The organism is Acidianus infernus, from assembly GCF_009729545.1.
In the GTDB taxonomy this organism is placed as follows: domain Archaea; phylum Thermoproteota; class Thermoprotei_A; order Sulfolobales; family Sulfolobaceae; genus Acidianus; species Acidianus infernus.
Genome location: NZ_WFIY01000004.1, coordinates 160001 through 177289 on the forward strand (window position 1 = coordinate 160001; position 17289 = coordinate 177289).

General features: G+C 35.1%; 17 protein-coding genes and 1 tRNA gene. 3 read left to right on the plus strand and 15 right to left on the minus strand.

What is annotated here, in order from left to right:
• Positions 1-126 precede the first annotated feature (126 nt).
• The 6 genes from D1867_RS01000 to D1867_RS01025 form a co-directional block, all read right to left on the minus strand.
• Positions 127-209, minus strand: a tRNA-Leu gene (locus D1867_RS01000).
• A 40-nt stretch (positions 210-249) separates the two neighbouring features.
• Positions 250-1638, minus strand: a complete 1389-nt coding sequence (gene lysS, locus D1867_RS01005) for a homocitrate synthase (RefSeq protein ID WP_420809272.1) — start codon at positions 1636-1638, stop codon at positions 250-252.
• A gap of 65 nt (positions 1639-1703) precedes the next feature.
• Positions 1704-1979, minus strand: coding sequence for a hypothetical protein (locus D1867_RS01010; RefSeq protein WP_155862428.1), 276 nt, complete (start codon positions 1977-1979; stop codon positions 1704-1706).
• Positions 1979-2659 (minus strand): UMP kinase, encoded by a 681-nt coding sequence (gene pyrH / locus D1867_RS01015; protein WP_155862429.1) that lies wholly within the window; start codon positions 2657-2659, stop codon positions 1979-1981. The genes D1867_RS01010 and pyrH overlap by 1 nt, the downstream gene beginning before the upstream one ends.
• Positions 2660-2690: 31 nt before the next feature.
• Positions 2691-2870: a chromatin protein Cren7 gene (locus D1867_RS01020; RefSeq protein WP_013776226.1), complete on the minus strand. Its 180-nt coding sequence runs from the start codon at positions 2868-2870 to the stop codon at positions 2691-2693.
• A 211-nt stretch (positions 2871-3081) separates the two neighbouring features.
• Positions 3082-3855 (minus strand): SDR family oxidoreductase, encoded by a 774-nt coding sequence (locus D1867_RS01025; RefSeq protein WP_155862430.1) that lies wholly within the window; start codon positions 3853-3855, stop codon positions 3082-3084.
• Positions 3856-3888: 33 nt separating this feature from the next.
• On the opposite strand from D1867_RS01025, the gene D1867_RS12675 reads away from it, so the two are divergent.
• Positions 3889-4950 carry a glycosyltransferase gene (locus D1867_RS12675; RefSeq protein WP_162309144.1) on the plus strand — a complete coding sequence of 354 codons (1062 nt, stop codon included), beginning with the start codon at positions 3889-3891 and terminating at the stop codon, positions 4948-4950.
• Here D1867_RS12675 and D1867_RS01035 read toward each other — a convergent pair.
• The 4 genes from D1867_RS01035 to D1867_RS01050 are packed head-to-tail and all read right to left on the minus strand — an operon-like array spanning position 4939 to position 8575.
• The gene (locus tag D1867_RS01035) at positions 4939-5802 is read right to left on the minus strand and encodes an NAD(P)-dependent oxidoreductase (protein WP_155862432.1); all 864 of its coding nucleotides are present in this window, start codon (positions 5800-5802) and stop codon (positions 4939-4941) included. The two genes, D1867_RS12675 and D1867_RS01035, sit on opposite strands and share 12 nt — an antisense overlap.
• Positions 5799-6872, minus strand: a complete 1074-nt coding sequence (locus D1867_RS01040) for a pseudouridylate synthase (protein WP_155862433.1) — start codon at positions 6870-6872, stop codon at positions 5799-5801. Before D1867_RS01040 ends, D1867_RS01035 begins: the two co-directional genes overlap by 4 nt.
• On the minus strand, positions 6829-8178 hold the full coding sequence (locus tag D1867_RS01045; RefSeq protein ID WP_155862434.1) for a signal recognition particle protein Srp54: 1350 nt from the start codon (positions 8176-8178) through the stop codon (positions 6829-6831). Before D1867_RS01045 ends, D1867_RS01040 begins: the two co-directional genes overlap by 44 nt.
• Position 8179: 1 nt before the next feature.
• The gene (locus D1867_RS01050) at positions 8180-8575 is read right to left on the minus strand and encodes a translation initiation factor IF-5A (RefSeq protein ID WP_013776220.1); all 396 of its coding nucleotides are present in this window, start codon (positions 8573-8575) and stop codon (positions 8180-8182) included.
• A 137-nt stretch (positions 8576-8712) separates the two neighbouring features.
• On the opposite strand from D1867_RS01050, the gene D1867_RS12190 reads away from it, so the two are divergent.
• On the plus strand, positions 8713-8871 hold the full coding sequence (locus D1867_RS12190) for a hypothetical protein (RefSeq protein ID WP_170283896.1): 159 nt from the start codon (positions 8713-8715) through the stop codon (positions 8869-8871).
• Positions 8872-8956: 85 nt separating this feature from the next.
• Here the strand turns inward: D1867_RS12190 and D1867_RS01055 are convergent, their stop codons facing one another.
• The 5 genes from D1867_RS01055 to D1867_RS01075 all read right to left on the minus strand — a co-directional run bounded on the left by D1867_RS01055 (position 8957) and on the right by D1867_RS01075 (position 14437).
• Entirely contained in the window at positions 8957-10120 is a 1164-nt protein-coding gene (locus D1867_RS01055) for a DNA topoisomerase IV subunit A (protein WP_338078072.1), read from the minus strand.
• On the minus strand, positions 10114-11697 hold the full coding sequence (locus D1867_RS01060) for a DNA topoisomerase VI subunit B (RefSeq protein WP_155862436.1): 1584 nt from the start codon (positions 11695-11697) through the stop codon (positions 10114-10116). The genes D1867_RS01055 and D1867_RS01060 overlap by 7 nt, the downstream gene beginning before the upstream one ends.
• Positions 11698-11728: 31 nt before the next feature.
• Entirely contained in the window at positions 11729-12664 is a 936-nt protein-coding gene (locus D1867_RS01065) for a deoxyhypusine synthase (protein WP_155862437.1), read from the minus strand.
• Entirely contained in the window at positions 12661-14100 is a 1440-nt protein-coding gene (locus D1867_RS01070; protein ID WP_205737128.1) for an RtcB family protein, read from the minus strand. The genes D1867_RS01065 and D1867_RS01070 overlap by 4 nt, the downstream gene beginning before the upstream one ends.
• A gap of 97 nt (positions 14101-14197) precedes the next feature.
• The gene (locus D1867_RS01075) at positions 14198-14437 is read right to left on the minus strand and encodes a hypothetical protein (RefSeq protein ID WP_152941094.1); all 240 of its coding nucleotides are present in this window, start codon (positions 14435-14437) and stop codon (positions 14198-14200) included.
• A gap of 86 nt (positions 14438-14523) precedes the next feature.
• Between D1867_RS01075 and D1867_RS01080 the strand changes: the two genes are divergently transcribed.
• Positions 14524-17277 carry a DEAD/DEAH box helicase gene (locus D1867_RS01080; protein ID WP_155862438.1) on the plus strand — a complete coding sequence of 918 codons (2754 nt, stop codon included), beginning with the start codon at positions 14524-14526 and terminating at the stop codon, positions 17275-17277.
• Positions 17278-17289: the final 12 nt, after the last annotated feature.

Sequence of the window (17289 nt, forward strand, 5' to 3'; positions counted from 1 at the left end):
TTATACGTATGGACAAATTCTCTCTAAGCGAGAATAAGGGAAGGTATTACTATATTGAAATATAAGTTAAGGTACCTTTACGTAGGTTCCCTTAGATAAGAAATTGGGGCGGGGTATCTCCCACAATGCGGGTGCGGGGATTTGAACCCCGGATGGCCTTCGCCAGCGGATCTTGAGTCCGCCCCCTTGGGCCGCTCGGGCACACCCGCAAGTTATTATTTCCATTTGATTTTTAAAAAGCTTAATGCGTTACATTTTCTTTAGAACTAGTGATGTTAGTGTTGACGACACCCCTTTTACTGACCTTATGCTCTCTATTATATTATTTAACTCTGTTGGATCCTTTGCCTCTATTTTGGCTAAAATGTCGTAATCCCCCGATATTTCCATTACCTCCTTTACGCCGGGTATTACTGATATTTTCCTAGTAACTGCTGTAGTGTAAACGTTTGAGTCGCATTTTATTGATATTAATGCCTCAACTTTTTCTGGCGGTCTTGGTTTTAATATTCTTCCAGTAACTTCTTCAGCAATTTCCAATAAGTCAACGTCTCTGTAAAACCTTACGTTAGGGTTTGATTTTATTTTTGCTAGAACTTGTTCTAGTTCTTCTTCAGATAATGAAACTCCTAATCTTTCGAATCTGTCTTTTAAAGCGTGTTTTCCTGTGTATTTATCAATAACGTAATCCCTATTTCTTCCGAAAGTTTCTGGCGGCATGAATTCGTAAGTTCTTGGGTCGTTTAATATTCCTTGGACGTGAATTCCCGCTTTGTGTAAGAATGCGTAATCTCCAGTTATTGGGAAGTTTGGAGGTGTAGGGATTCCGCTATATTTTTCCACAAGGCTCGATATTTTAGGTAATAATTCAAGCTTTACAACTTCGACGTTAAAGTGGTATTTTAGTGCTGCTGCTATTACTTGTAATGGTGTTATTCCTACTCTTTCTCCTAAGCCGTTAACTGTTGCATGGATTATTGTTGCTCCTCCTTCTACTGCGGCTAATGAGTTTGCTACTGCTAAACCTAAATCGTTGTGAGCGTGAATATCGTATTCAACTCCCGGGATTTTTGATAAGTATGAAAACAATTCCCTAGTCTTTGAAGGATAAAGGATTCCTACAGTGTCCGCTATGCCTATCCTGTCTGCTCCCGCGTCTCTAGCAGTTTTTATAACTTGAGTTAAATATTCTAAGTCTGCTCTGGTTGCGTCTTCTGCAGTAAACCTTACTTTTGCTCCGTGTTCTTTTGCATAAGACACTGCCTCGGCTATTATGCTTAATGCTTCTTCCCTGGTTTTTCCTGTTTTAGCCTTTAAATGAATGTCGCTTATTCCGTAAAATATTGCTATCCTATCAACTTCTAATTCAGCTGCTATTTCAATGTCCTTTTTAACTGCCCTACTGTGACCTACTATTTCCGGAGTTATTTCCCCTTCTTTCTTTAATTTTACTATCCTTTTTATTCCTTCGTAAATGTCTGGTGAAACTGCAGGGTGTCCTGCTTCTATCATTGATACTCCTAGTTCTGAGAGCGCCTTTGCTATTTCTACTCTTTGCTCTGTTGTAAATACTACTCCTGGTGTTTGTTCTCCTTCTCTTAGCGTTGAGTCCAAAATTCCTACTTTCAAAAATCGCACCTAAAAATCTCTATCTTTGAAAAGGCAATATAAGTTACACTGTAATGAGGAGTTTGTTTTTCGAACTATGAAAGTGTGTTAATTATTAATTCTGTTACGTTTTCTACGCCTAATTTTGGTGAATATTTCTCCAAAATTGTTGAGATCAAATTATAAAAATCTTTATTTTTCTTTACTTCTTCAACGTAATTTGCGTAGGTGAATATTATTGATGAGCGTAATGAAACTCCTTTATTCACTTGTTCTTCAATCTCCTCTAATATTTTCTGTAATTCTTCTTTATTTGCCTTTCCCTTAAATTTTCTTAATTGTATAAATTCCTCCTGATCTAGGACTGACATTATTCTGGCTCCACTAAGGTTGAAATTTCTTTCCCGGCTATTATATCTTTTAGTTTTCCTAGCTTATTGTAGTTCATGACTATAACCTTAATCTTGGATCTTTCAACTATTTTTATTGCCATCGGGTCTAGTAATTCGTAAGTACCAGCTTTTACTGATTGCGTTCTTTCTAAAATTTCCTTTAACTTTTCTGTGTTAATTTTTGTCAATAGCCTCGCGTCTTTATATATTCTAGGGTCTCTATCGTAAACTCCGTCAACGTTCGTTGCTATTATTAATAAGTCAGCGTTGGAAGCTTCTGCTACTAAAGCTGAAACTGCAGCAGTTGACTGCCCTGGCTGGAAACCTCCGGTTACTACTACTTTTCCGTAAGACCAAGCCTGGATAAAGTCCTCAAGGCTTTCTGGAACTTTCATGTATGCCAAGTCGTTTAAAGAGAAAACAACTAAGTAAGCGTTTAACCTTGAAGCCCATATGCCCAATAAATCTAGGTAAGCTTCGTTTGAACCCATCCTTCTAGCTAAGGATATATACTTCCTTGCTGTACTTCCTCCTCCGGTTACTATTCCTACTCTATTTCCTTCATTTACTAGTTCTTTTACTACTTCCTTCAATGTGAGAAGTTTTTGTGGGTCTTCTTCATCAAATATTTTTCCACTTAATTTTAAGATGAGTTTCATCAACATAAGAAGAAAAGTACGGTAAAAAAGTTTAGATTTGGTAGTCGTCTGGTAATTTCCTTCTGAAGTACTTTCCGGTTTCTGGGTCTTTAAATAATCCTATTTTTACTCCTTTCCTTCCCTTTGGTGCTAATGACCAGGCTTTTTCTGGAGCTAACTCTACTTCTTTTCCAGATGGAGTTTTTACTTTTATTGCCTTTTTAGAGCTCATGTCAATTTTATGTTAAGGCACTTAGGTTAAAAACCTTTCCATGAGTGTTCTAATTGTTAATCCCATTAATCCTTCAAGGGTAATAGTGAAGGATTCCCTCAAAGTATTACTTTTAAAGAGAAAATGTTTACTGCCATAGTATTTCCGCATTTTCATAATTCTTCATCTTCCCCTGTTGTACTGACCTAGTATTTCCGCTGACCACAGATGGTTATACTGCCCTAGTATTTCCGCCGTCTATTAATATTGAAGTGCCAGTTATGTAATCGGAGTCATAAAGGAAAAGGATTAGTTTTCCTAAATCTTTCTCCGGATCTCCTATCCTTCCTAAGGGTATTCTGTCGAGTACTTCCTCTTTCCATACTTCTTCGAAAGATTTCTTCCTAGCTTTTGCTAATCTCTCAATTCCTCTCCTAGCTCCAGGAGTGTTAAAACTGCCCATCAAAATGACGTTGAAGGTAATATTATACTTACCATAATCCTTTGAGAGAATTTTAGCTAATTGTATTAGTGGAGCCCTTGAAACGTCGGCTAAAACGAATATATCTTGTGGTTCCTTTACAGTCCATGATGATAAATAGATTATTCTACCGAAGCGTTGTTCCTTCATTTTAGGTAGGACTAATTTAGTTAGTTTTACTGCGCTTAATAGATATAATTTTACTGAATATTCCCAGTCTTCGTCTGTAGTTTCTTCAAAGAGTGACGGCTCTTTGCTGGGATTTCCTGTGTTTACAACAAGGAGATCTATTCCGCCCAACTTATCAATGGAAAAAGATACTAACTCTTCTAAACTTTTTAGGTTTGTCATATCTGAGGTTTTTCCCCAAATTGAAGGATTAATAGCTCTTAGTTCTTCAACAGTCTTCTTTACTTTTTCCTCAGATCTGGAAGTTATAACTAGTGAGAAACTTTGTTTTGCTAAAGCTTTAGCAATTCCTTTTCCAATGCCTTCAGTTGAGGCTGTTATTAGTGCCCTCTTCATAGGTTTTTAATTATAGTTTTAGAATAAATGTTCGTGGTCGAATATACTTTATATCACCATAGTTTTGAGGTACTAGGAGGTAGCGAGAGAGTTGCAATTGCTGTTTTAAGTACCTTGAAGTCCATGGGATTTAAGGTTAAGTTAGTTACACTCTACATAGATGTAGAGAAGGTAAAAAAATGGGATAAAAATTTCGTAGTGCCAGATGAAATCGTCGTGAAGAAATTTCCTATAAAATTTGGCCTTTATAAGGCCCTTTTTACCAGCATACTAACGAGACCAGGAAATACTTTTAGTACTATAGGAGATATAACTAATGCGGATTATAGTTATATTCACTTCCCTTGGTCTTTAACTGATAACTTGAAGATAATTAACGCTGAAGATAACGAGCCTTATATTAAAAATATGAAAATGAGGGCTTATTTCTTGCCTTATAAATATTTCCACAGACTTTTCTTTTCTAAAAGTAAGAGTAAATTACTAGCAAATTCTACTTGGACTGGGAAAATTTTGGAACTTTCTGGATATTCTTACGAGGTACTTTATCCGCCAGTTGAAGTTGGGGAATATTTGAAAATTAAGGGAAATAGAGATCCAAAGCTTGTTTTAAGCATTTCTAGAATTGCTCCAGAGAAGAACCTTGAGAACTTGTTTTCCGTAGCTAAAGTTCTTAAGGATTTTACTTTTGTTTTATTAGGCTCTTCGGGTAGAAGTAAGAAATACCTTGAAGAAGTTAAGAGCATTTCAGGAAAGTTAGGCAATGTAAAAATTGTAGAAGATTTTACTCACGACGATATAATTAATTATTTGAGTAAAGCAAAGGTTTACTTTCATCCTAAAGTTAACGAGCATTTTGGAATAAGTATCGTTGAAGCAATGTCTGCGGGACTAATTCCAGTAGTCCATAAAAGTGGTGGTGCTTGGCTAGATATTGTAAAAGAAGGTAAGTACGGTTTTGGGTACTCTAACGTGGAAGAGGCTGCAAATGCTATAATTGAAGCCTCTAAGTATGAAAACGATTTTAGGGATGTGACTTTAAATTTCTCTTTTGATAAATTTAAGGAAAGATTATCAAAAATTTTAACTAGGTGATAGTTTTTTGAATATCTCTAGGACAGATACATAGTCGCTTTCTGAATAACCTAATGCCTCCGCCATTCTATAAAATTGTAAAGCTAATGACGACATGGGAGTTATTACCTTCAAATTCTGCGCTTCTCTTTGTATTATTTCTAAATCTTTTCTCATATGTTTTGTGGCGAATTGAGTTGAATAATCTCCGCTAACCATTTTTGGAGTTTTAATTTCTGACGTTGGAGACTTTGCACTACTTAATTCCATCAAAATTTTAGCAACTTTATCTTTATCAAGACCGCTTTTTATTCCAAAATTATACGCTTCTGCTAAGGCAACAGCGTATGCTCCTAGTAATAAGTTATTTACTAATTTTGCATAAAGACCGAAGCCGTTATCTCCCATATATACTATGTTGTTTGACGTCGATGATAGTAAATCTTTTACTTTATCAAAATATTCTTTAGGACCTCCTACTAATACGGTGATTTTCTTTTGTTCTACAAATACTGAAGTCCCTATAACTGGTGCATCGTACATTACTCCTCCGTTTTCCTTAATTTTATTTGCTAGTGTAATGCTTAAGGAAGGGGAAATTGTTGACATGTCTATTAGTATTTTTCCTTTCATTAGCTGCGCTAAAGGGGAAATTACTGAATTTACTGCATTATCGTCTGCTAACATTGAGATTATAATATCAGAAGATTGAACCAACTCTTGCGGGGTTTTAGCCTCTTTAACGTTATACTTTTTAGCGAACTCTTTCCTTTTTTCTTCATTTCTATCCCATACAATATCTAATTTTTTATCGTTAGCCAAGTTTGCTCCTATTCTCCAACCCATTACTCCTAAGCCTATTAAACCAATCATAGGGTTAGTTTGTTTTCCAAAATTTTGTGTTTTCCTTCACTTTCTAGAAGATCTATGGAAATTATCTCTCCTTTTATATCTTTTAATTTTTCCTTTAATTCTTTAAAATCTCTAGCTTCAACGGTTAAAAGTTTAATATTTCCTAACACTCTTTCTCCTATTTCTTCTTTTGAATAAATAAGAACTGAATACATCCTCTTTTCCGGCTTAGCAGTCATTATTGCTGATATCTCTCTTCCAGCTATTTTTCCAATTTTTCTCATAAAATATCCTTTGACCTCTATTTCCTCTCTATCTTCGTCTGAGATTATTAATGGATATTCGTCAAGTATTCTTACCTCAGAAGGTTCTGTAAAAGGAACAAGGATCTCTTTTCCGTTAAATTCTTCTTCCAGCGAATCTTTTCCATACCAACTTGATATAGGTACTCTTCTAGATAGCCTAGAATATAAGTATAATGTTTTGTACTTTTTTGATATAGTATAGATACTCCTAGTTCCTAAATCATAAATTATGTCAACGTCTGGGTTTTCAATGCACGGCTCGTAACCTTCTTTTGCTAGCATTTTGCCTACTTCTCTCTTTATCTCATTCCTTATGCTTTCGTAGTATATCAGCCCGTTGCTGAAGATAAATTCGTTTTCTAATCTAGATAGTTGTTCTGAGAGCTTTACTCCTAATACGTACTTTACCTTACCTTGTTTCTTGAGAAAATCTAGGGCTTTTTTAAAAAAGTCCTCTTTTATTTCATCAATTTCTGAATTACAAATATAACAAGTCCTTTCCTGAAATTTTTCGTTGGAAAAGTATATCTCAAATATTCCAGAATATTCCTTTCCCATGTTGAAAAGAATTTCCTTAATTTCATTAAGGTCTTCCAACTCGTGATCTTTAATTTTCCTATCAAGTTCTAGAACCAAGTAAGTTTTTATCGCTTTACCTCTTTCTTTATTTGTAAACCTATAGCCTAATTTAGCAAAACATCTACCTAAGCAACTATCACAAAGAGGATATTTTTTTAATAATTCAAGTGCTTTCTCCTCCAAATTGTCCAAGGAGTTTTTCGACATCTTTCTTTCTCCTCTTAAGCATCTTAATAGTCCTTTGCATTAAATTATAATGCTCTATTAATTCTTTGACGTCTTCTATCTCAGTTCCAGAACCTAAAGCTATTCTTCTCATTCTTGACTTATCTATTATTGATGGATTATCTAATTCCTCATACGTCATAGAGTTCATTATCGCTAGCCACTTTCTCATTTTTTCCTCTCCTACTTTTAGCTGATCTTCAGGAATTTGACCAAGCATTCCGATCCCGGGTAATAGTTGAAACAACTTTGATAATGGACCCATTTTTCTTAATGCTATGAGCTGATTATATACATCACGCAATGTTAGCTTACCTTTACCAGAGATTACTTCTTCCATTTTCTTCTGCATTTTATCATAATTTTCTACTTCCTTAATTTTTTCTAGAATGGTTTCAATATCGCCCATTCCTAGGATTCTTGCCACAAATCTTCTAGGATTGAATACTTCAAGTTCGTCTATTTTTTCTCCAGTTCCTATGAATTTTATCGTTGCCCCAGTTGCGGCTACCGCTGATAAAGCTCCACCGCCTTTTGCTGTACCGTCCATTTTGGTTATAATTATAGTACCTATCTTCGATGCTTGATTAAATTTTGAAGCTAAATCATAAGCTTTTTGACCTATAGAAGCATCAATTACTAAAGTTACTTCATCAGGCTTTATTGCTTCATAAATGTTCTTCATCTCCTCTAGTAATGCTGCTTCTTCACCATAACCATGACGTCCTGCCGTGTCAACTATTATTATTTCCATCTTTTCTCTCAGGAATTTTTCTACTCCTCTTTTGGCTATTCCTACAGCATCTTTCTCTCCTGGCTCTCCATAAACTGGTACTCCAATTTGTTGGCCTAATTGTTGTAATTGTTCTAGTGCGGCAGGTCTATAAACATCTGCTCCTACGAGACCTACTTTAAATCCTTTTTTCTTATAAAAGTAAGCTAATTTTCCTGCAGTAGTAGTTTTTCCGGTGCCCTGAACTCCTACCAACATTATAACGTAAGGTATCTTATCTGGAATTACTTTCGGTTCTTTATCTCCACCAAAGAGGTTGGATAATTCATCGTAAACTATTTTTATGAACCATTCTCTTCTTTCAATATAGGTTGGCGGTTTTTCATTCTTTAATCTTTCCTTTATTTTATTTGTTAGTGAAAAAACTAATTTTACATTAACATCTGCAGAAATTAAGGATTTTTGTAATTCCTTTATGAAATCTTCTACAGCCTTATCATAAGAAGACGAGCCGGTTAAAAATTTCCTTACAGCATCTCTTAAATTATCTAACAATTCACTTTACCCTTACAATTTTTCTTCTCCCCATTATAGTCCAGTATTCTACTTCTGCACCAGGTCTTATTTTGCTTGCTAAGTCTTCCTCTTTTGGCTTTTCCATTTCAAAAGTCTCGTACGTATCCATATCCATTACTTGAATTTTATCGCCCATATCTGCTAATATTTGCCCTACATGCTTTTCAATTATCGGAATTTCAACTTGATCGTCGACTGGGGCCATTAGTGTCTTTTTAGCCCCGGTGAATATGCTTACTGCAACGACGTTAGCTTTTGCAGCACCATGCTTACCGGTTTTTGCTTTCGTTATTTCAACTACTCTACAAGGTTCTCCATCTATAACTATATAATTACCTTCTTTTAAGTCACCTACTTTGGCGTAATTTACACCCATGATTATCCATCCTCAAGATTTATTGGATAGTTTTTAACTCTTATGTTTATTGCTCCGAGCTTTGGCCCTTCATCATCGCTTCAGTAGGATACTCTCTTCACAGCAGTTTTATTATTTTCAAAGAAACTTAAATCTGTATGGGTTGGAAAGTTAAGTGCACATCTTGTGGTACTGAGAGAATTCTTAATATCAGTTTTGATATAGGAAGACAAAAGACTATTTATATTTATTGTAATGTATGTAAAAAGAATACTTTTAACGAAATTTTAGGATATATAGATGAAGAAGTAAAGTAAAGATTTTTAGGGCAAATGCAATAATCTATCTTTGAATGAAGAGCCCCAGATCTTTGATTTGATGAAATAACCTGTCTCGGCTGATTTAGCTAATAAAGTCATTTGTTTGTATCTTTTCTGGAATATACTGGAATGCAAGGAACTTTAGTCCTTTACTAGCCATTGCTTCGATTTCTAGCTTAGCCTTCTTTTGTAAGAACATATCTATTTCCTCCTGCCAAGCTTTAGTTTTAAACCACTCATAATTCTTTATTTCCAATGCTCTCTTTATATCGTAATCCTTTGCCTTTATGATAAAAGCATTCCTCTCCTTTTCAGTTAAATAAGCCTTTTTCTTGGGAGTACCAAATATATCACCCATGGACACACCTAAGAACCTTGCATTAGGAGTAGCAAGTCTTTCGCTCTCATAAGATAAGTTTATTGAACCTATTCTAAATACACTATAAATATACCATCCATAAGGGTCTGCATCAGTCAATATATAAACCGGTAATTTCAGTTCCTCATTCAGTCTCCTTACGAATCTTCTTGTAGCTCTATCTGGTTGACCAGCGCTTGTAACTAGTATTGCGTTATATTTCTTCCAGAATCCTTCTCTATGAAGTTGCTGGAATACTGCGTCTTTCTCTACAACTAGTACAAAGTCTGCCTTAACGTCTACGAAGTCTATTAAATCCGGAGTTGGTTCAATGGAGTAAGCACCGTGGCCCATTTTACTTAAATCTATGACATCGTTTCCGCTTCTTATTCTCATGTCACCAACTACTTTTCCCTTTTCTTTACTTAGTATTAACATATCCTCTCTTAATAATGAAGTAAATACTTCAATGTCGACTATTACGCTATCCGATTCCTTCTGTTCATCCCAAGTATTTTCCTCATACGTCTTACCGTTAGGCGCCTTTAATACGATCGAGTGCTTTCCTCTATAATATAAGTCACGTATAGTTGGGTATTCATTATTAACTAGAGCATCATAGATTATGCTTGCCATTAATGTAGTTTGCATAAATCTTCTTGCTTCATTTAGATCTAGAAAACTTCTCTTTAATTTTTCCTCTCCTAATAAAAGTAATTTCCTATTTTCATCATATACCGTATTATTTAAAGTTCTCTTAGGAATTTCTAAAACTAATGGTTCTCCTTTGTTAATTTGATCTAGCAAAGTTAGGAATTTTTTCTTTAATATTTCCGCTGCTCTTTTCCTAGCCTCTATATCAACCTTTGATATGAATTCGCTCATAATGCCTCCACCCTATACATTTTATATTCCTCTTCATCTTTTACATCTAACTTCTTTTTCACTATTTCAAAAAGCTTTGATTGTATTTCATCCTGAACTTTGGGAATTAGCTCCTTTTTATCATCGGTGGCGAATACAGCTAAGCTTCTAGCTATTTCTGGAATATACTTAAGGTAAGTAAGCATTTTCTTCCTTGCTTCTTCTTCCTTCTTTTTCTCTGAAATGTACAATCTTAACTTTCTGGAAACCTCCATTATACCGTTCTTTATTTCCTTCTCTATTTCTTCAACATCTGCAATGCTTTCCTTTCCTGCACTCTTATATGGAACTTTAGTACTGCAAAGGTGAACCATAACTACTAGCGGCTTTTGTTCTTCTTCTATTCCATACCTCTTCCAGTCTATTTCTTCCACAACTTTCCAGATTACATCAGATTTCTCATCGTAAATTAAGGGAATTTTGTTAGCATATCTTAATACTAGTGGTTCTTCCATTGGCTGTATAGCTCCGCCGTAAGCAATCCCTACTTCCACTATGAAAGGATGACCTTGATACGCCTTGGGCTTTCTTGTTAATGCTGCAACGAATTCCGGGTTAAACATGTTCTTGAGGCTTAATTCTATAAGATCCGCTCCAATTACGGATAATGCGTCAGGAGACGGAGGTCTAAAATCTTCAAATTTTTTCATAGCTTCTGTAAGTCTTGCAAGCTCGTCATCTTTCAAAGATTTTATCTTCTTATCAGGATTAATCTTAGCCATTTCTAGTATTTTTAACGCTGTAACATCTCCTACGCTTTGGAATTCCTTAGTTAAGAAATCTTTAACTTCATAATCGTTCTTTTGTTTTGCAATCATATTCTTTAATAATTCTATATCAACACCGTAAGGATGGGGTTTCACTTCCTTTGGTGGTTCAGGAATTTTCGTAGTAAGCCTCTTATAATATACAACGTTACCTTCTGGGTCTTTAAAGAAGAATTCAGCATAAGGTGCTACAATATAAGTTCTTTTAATATATTCGTATATTCTAGCCTTAGACCTCTGCCAATCTCCCAGTAAATACAACGTAACAGACGTTCCGTGAAATCCTTTATCGTTAAGAATTGACGATCTTTCATAGATTATTGGTTCGTTTTTCGTCACGTCAATCTTCAATTTGAAAAAGTAAATTCTCTTTGAATTTATAGGTGAGGTCATTATTTCCACTGGCCTATCTTGATACATCTGACTATAAAGAACCGCAGCCTTTACTCCAAGTCCGTACATACCTCTAGTTTGTCTAATTACATATTTTGAACTGTAAAGGACTCTACCAAAGGCATCTGGCACAACATGAGGTGGAATTCCTATTCCATTATCTTCGACAGTTAATTTGTAAATTTGCTTATCCTGATCAATTAAGTCTATTATAATCTTGATAGAAGGTAAAATCTCATGAACGTCAGTTGCGTCAAGAGAATTTTCCACCATTTCTCTTAAAGCTTGATAAAGCGCCCTCGCAGGATTTGAGAATCCTGCCAGTTCGGGATTCCTCTTAAAGAACTCAGCAGGCGAAATACTGGCAAACTTCTCTGACAAATTATTCACCGCAGATATATTACTAAGACATTTAGCTTAATAAGGCTGAAGCCAAAATTGGTAGAATTATTGTAGCATCTCCGTAAATAACGACGTTTTTAGAATGCTCTCTAATTTTATTCCATGAAATAGCTTCTCTAGGTTTCGCACCACTTAAACTGCCGTCGTATTCTTGGGCTGTAGTTAAATAGATAGCATAATCTAAACCATCCTTAAACTGATTCCACCATATAGTATGATGCTTACTTATTCCTCCTCCTATTATTAATGCCCCAGATCTCTTGCATGAGAATACTAGATCCTTAACTAGCCTCATATCCTCAAAAAGGTTTAAACGTAAGCCAGTAAATTGTGACCTAACAAATAGATTAGTACCAAAGCTACCGTCTACTATCCCAGGAACAATAATTGGTACTTTTTTCTCATAAGCAGCTTTGAGTATTGAATGAGGGTCATTTATCCTTTTACCAAATTCCCATAATAACTCGTATCCAGCCCACTCTTTCTTCTCTTTAACTATTTCATCTACAACATTCTTAACTACCCTCTCAACTACTAAACCATAAGACTCCATAGGGACTAATATATTACCTAACCTGTGAATGCGCAACTCCCTTAGCATTTTATCGTCGTAATCAAAAGACCCTTTATAGTACTTGCCGCCACAACTTCTAGCAATATCGTGATCTATAGTACCTCCAGTAGTTATTACAACGTTAAAGTAACCGTTTCTTATAAGGTCTGCAAATAACCCTCTTAAACCTGTAGAAACTAGGTTTGCAGTAAAAGATATGAATCTAAGGTCTGCATCTTTCTGCATATCCTTTAAAATCTCAGCTCCTCTGTAAAGAGCTTCGGCAGAAAATCCATAAATCTTATTGAAAAGTTCAATATATTTGTCTAGGCCTTTTATATCTTCTAAAGTTATATCTCCAACTACTTCCGTGAGTAAATCTTCTCTTTTCATCCTTTGGTCACGCCTATTGGTCTTAATCTTACAACTAGTTTTGCTATTTTAACTGCATCTGCTACTTTTGCTACTCTATCTACGTCTTTGTAAGCCCCTGGTGCTTCTTCTGCAATGACTCTCCTGGTTGTTGCTCTTACAATTATTCCTCTTTCTTCTAAGTTTTCGACAACTGTATTAGCAGGGTAACTTCTTACAGCGGCTTCTCTAGACATCCATCTACCTGCACCGTGAGGTGCAGTATACCACGTTCTCCTTCCTTCTGGAATTCCTGCCATAACGTAACTTGCTGTACCCATGCTACCTGGTATAAGAACCACTTGTCCAATATTTCTATGATCTGCTGGAATCTCAGGGCTACCAGGTGGGAAGGCTCTGGTTGCACCTTTCCTGTGAACTAGCAGCTTTTTCCTTTTTCCTTCTACATCGTACTCTTCAATCTTAGCTATGTTATGAGCTACATCGTAAATAATATGGAGGTCTAATTTTTCAGGATCGACCTTAAATACGTTTCCGAAGCTTTCTCTAACCCAATGTGTTATTAACTGCCTATTAGTCCACGCGAAATTTGCTCCAGAAACCATTGCGTGAAAATAATCTTGACCTTCTCTGCTTTCAAACGGTATTGCTGCTAATTCTCTATCTGGAACTGTGATATTATATTTTTTCATAGCTCTTTCCATTATCTGTAAATAATCGCTCGCAATCTGATGACCCAACCCTCTAGATCCAGTATGAACCATGACCATTACTTGTCCTTCATGCGTTATCCCTAGTGCTTTAGCTATCCTCTCATCATAAATCTTATCAACTACTTGAACTTCTAAGAAGTGATTGCCAGCACCTAAAGTGCCTAACTGTGAGGCTCCTCTTTTCTTAGCTATATCACTTACTTTAGATGGATCCGCAAGATCCCAACTACCGTGTTGTTCTATATGTTCCATATCTTCTGCCCATCCGTATCCCTTATTTATAGCCCACTTTACTCCTTCTGCTAGAACCTCATCTAATTGTTGAGTTGATAATTTTACTTTTCCTTCACTACCAACTCCACTAGGGACATTTCTATGAAGCTCCTCTACTAGATCTTTTAATTTAGGTTTTACGTCTTCATAATCTAAATTTGTTCTAAGTAATCTTACTCCACAATTAATATCATAACCTATTCCTCCTGGGCTAACTACTCCTCCTTCATCAATTGCAGTAGCTGCAATTCCACCTATAGGAAATCCATACCCTTGATGCCCATCTGGAAGTACATAAACTCCTTCTTGAACACCGGGTAAGCAAGCTACGTTTGTTGCCTGCTTTAAGGTTAAATCCTGTTTCATTTTATCTATTAAAACGTCGTCAGCAAATATAGTAACAGGAACTCTCATACAACCGCTTTTTTCTATTCGCCACTCGTAAGTATTGACTCTTTTTACGTCAACCATGATTGTCCAGAAATTCTTAAACGTTTTTTAACTAATAAAACTGTTTACATAAAGATGAAGATTGTGGCGGACACTGAAAGGTGAGGAAAAGACCTAATCAGATCTTCTTTTTAGCATTTTCTTCTCTTTTCTTTGCAAGATCTTCATATTTCTTGTACACATCCTTTACGGTAGATGAAATACAGTCTTTGTCTGCATTTAATATAACTTCCTTAAGGAACTTATAGGCGCAAGCCTTACTATGGAAATACAATTTCCTATCTGCAACCGTAAGAATAATTCCTTGTCCACTATAGAATGTCTTTCCACACGTCAGACAAACGTATTTTTCTTCCATAACTTTGATGGCTGAATTTAAATTTTTAAAAATAACTGTAAAAGTTGCTTTCATACGTGGATACAAAATAAACGGTGAAAAGTAAAATGCGAAAATTGGACGATCGTTTGCTAGAGCTAATGAAGGAAAGAAATTGGAAAAATATGACAGAAATACAACAAAAGTCCTTAGAGCCCATATTATCTGGGAAAAACACCCTAATAATTGCGCCAACTGGATACGGCAAAACTGAAGCTGCACTTATCCCAATCTTAGATATGATGTTAAGAACAAACGTTAAACCCGTATCTTTAATTTACATAACTCCTCTTAAGGCTTTAATAAATGATCTAACTCTAAGAATAGAATGGTGGGCTTCTAGACTAGGATTCTATGTTAATAGAAAGCACGGAGAAGTACCGCAAAAAGAAAAGAATTTAAGATTAAAAATTACCCCTCACATTTTAGTTACAACTCCAGAAGGCTTAGAAATAGACTTAGATTGGGCTACTAGATTTAGAGAAAAGTACAAGAATGTGAAATGGGTAATAGTTGATGAAATTCATGAGCTCATTGGGTCAAAAAGAGGGGTTCAATTATCCGTATTGCTAGAAAGATTAAAAGATTATATAGGTTACGATTTCCAAAGAATTGGTTTATCGGCAACAATAAATGATGAAGACTTAGTAGCCTCTTTCCTTTTTGGTTCGTCTAGTAGGCAATCAGAAATAGTGAAGGTTAATGACAAGAAAGAGTTTGAGCTTTCTATAGTAAAACTAAACTCTGCAGGAGATATTTGGAAAAACGTTGCAAAGCATATAATTTCTTCTGTAGAAAAACCTTCCCTAATCTTTACAAATTCTAGATTTTTAACAGAAAGATTGCATGAGGAACTAGAAGAATACGATAAAGATTTTTACGTTCATCACTCTTCAATATCCAGAGAAAGTAAATCAAACGTTGAAGAATATTTAAGAACGGGCAAAGCTAAAGGAGTTATTTGTACGAAAACTCTTGAGCTAGGAATTGATATAGGAGATATTAAGAAAATAATTATGTTTAGACCTCCTCCTTCAGTAGCTTCATTCCTACAAAGACTAGGAAGGAGTGGGCATAAAATTTATGGCAAGCCTAGAGGAGAAATAATTTGTATTTATGATCACGATTTACTTGAAGCTTACGCTATTAGTGAACTAGCTAAGCTTGGAAAAGTTGAAAGACAAAATATTTGCAAACCGCTTGACGTTGCAGCAAGGGAAATTCTAGGAATGATTTTACAATATGATGAAGTAGAGAAAGAAAAAGCATACAAAATTCTTACGTCTTCATACGTTTTTAGGAATTTATCAGAAAAAACTTTCAATGAATTAATAGAATACTTAGCTAAAAACAATTTAATTACAATAAAAGGGGATAAACTAAGCATTGGAAAATTCTTCTTTAAACTATGGAACTTTAATAGGAATAATGGTTACTCTTGGTCTAGGGGATTTTCGGAATTCTTCTCAATGATTAATAGTACGGATACTTTCACTTTAAAATGGGAGGATAAAAACATTGGTGAAATCGACGCCATATATGTATACAAGCACATTAGAAGTGGAGATATTATAAGAATAGGAGGAAAGCTATGGAAGATCGTAAGAATAAACACTTCCAGGATGGTTGTTGATGTATTGCCTGCAGATAAGGGAGACGGAGAAATTCCAGTATGGAGAGGAGATGGAATTTCTAAATCATATCTTTTACCCAAGGAGATATACGTATTATTTAAGGAGAAAAGGAAGGAAATTTCTGACATTATAGGCAAATATGTTTCGCGTAATCTACCACTGCCATCCCCGAATGTCATAATAGAGGAAAAAAGAGATAAGGAAATTGTCTATTCTACACTAATTAATGAGAAAATTGCAAGCACTTTGGCACATATTTTACTATACCTAGCTACTAGTAAAGACTCCCTGAACAATTATGCTAGATACTCTATTTATGGCTTCTCAATCAATTATACGGAAAAAGACCTTCTAGAGGAATTGTTAAAATATAATGAGAAAGAGCTTAAGAGAATTATAATAAGATCAATATTAAGATCGCCATTATTTATTTCTACATTAAAAGAGATACAGATAAGCTATGGAAAACTTGGAAAAATAGATGCAAAAGAGGATAAGTTGATAATTAAAGACGCATTAAGACAAACTATATCTAAGTATTTCTCAATTAAAAACACTATAAAGTTTATTAATAAAATAAAAAGAGGAAAGATAAAAATAATAAAATATGATGGAAGTACTCCATTGGGAGATGCGGTACTTTTACAGGCTCCAATAAAACCTTGGATTACGGGAATCTCAACAATAATATATGATACGCTAAAAGGAGGCGCTTATACGCTAGCTGAACTTTCAGAAAGCCTTGGAATCTCACAAAAAAGCTTGGAGGCAAAGTTAAAACAAATGAGAAAGCCAGAATCCAAATATAGAATTGTAAGTTTTATTGATGTAGACAGTAGAGAAACTAGATGGTGTCTAATGGAAGATTTAGAAAATATAGTAAAATCATGCGACTTCTATACTTCATTTAATCCTATAAATGGTGACGAAACATTCATAGCCTCACTTAGAGCAATAAATAGTAATACAACTACAGATTTAATATTCAAACCTAAGGAGATCATTGATAACCCAGAAGAGATAATTAGGCGTATACCATTTGAGGAAATAGGCGAAATGAGGATTAACGACCCTGTAGATCCATTAGTTTATAATATATCTCCAAGATTCTATTACGTGAATAAGAGAGTAGCCCCGTATCTATTATTAAATGCAGTAGCTTATATACAAAATATGAAGTATTCATAAATAGTGATGAAA

Bases quoted from the DNA above. Each gene is read 5' to 3' on its own strand.
- pyrH (WP_155862429.1), bottom strand. From the start codon at position 2,659: ATGAAACTCATCTTAAAATTAAGTGGAAAAATATTTGATGAAGAAGAC.
- D1867_RS01020 (WP_013776226.1), bottom strand. From the start codon at position 2,870: ATGAGCTCTAAAAAGGCAATAAAAGTAAAAACTCCATCTGGAAAAGAA.
- D1867_RS01070 (WP_205737128.1), bottom strand. From the start codon at position 14,100: ATGGTTGACGTAAAAAGAGTCAATACTTACGAGTGGCGAATAGAAAAA.
- D1867_RS01040 (WP_155862433.1), bottom strand. From the start codon at position 6,872: ATGTCGAAAAACTCCTTGGACAATTTGGAGGAGAAAGCACTTGAATTA.
- D1867_RS12190 (WP_170283896.1), top strand. From the start codon at position 8,713: ATGGGTTGGAAAGTTAAGTGCACATCTTGTGGTACTGAGAGAATTCTT.
- D1867_RS01025 (WP_155862430.1), bottom strand. From the start codon at position 3,855: ATGAAGAGGGCACTAATAACAGCCTCAACTGAAGGCATTGGAAAAGGA.
- D1867_RS01035 (WP_155862432.1), bottom strand. From the start codon at position 5,802: ATGATTGGTTTAATAGGCTTAGGAGTAATGGGTTGGAGAATAGGAGCA.
- D1867_RS01080 (WP_155862438.1), top strand. From the start codon at position 14,524: ATGCGAAAATTGGACGATCGTTTGCTAGAGCTAATGAAGGAAAGAAAT.
- D1867_RS01010 (WP_155862428.1), bottom strand. From the start codon at position 1,979: ATGTCAGTCCTAGATCAGGAGGAATTTATACAATTAAGAAAATTTAAG.
- D1867_RS01050 (WP_013776220.1), bottom strand. From the start codon at position 8,575: ATGGGTGTAAATTACGCCAAAGTAGGTGACTTAAAAGAAGGTAATTAT.
- D1867_RS01075 (WP_152941094.1), bottom strand. From the start codon at position 14,437: ATGGAAGAAAAATACGTTTGTCTGACGTGTGGAAAGACATTCTATAGT.
- D1867_RS01065 (WP_155862437.1), bottom strand. From the start codon at position 12,664: ATGAAAAGAGAAGATTTACTCACGGAAGTAGTTGGAGATATAACTTTA.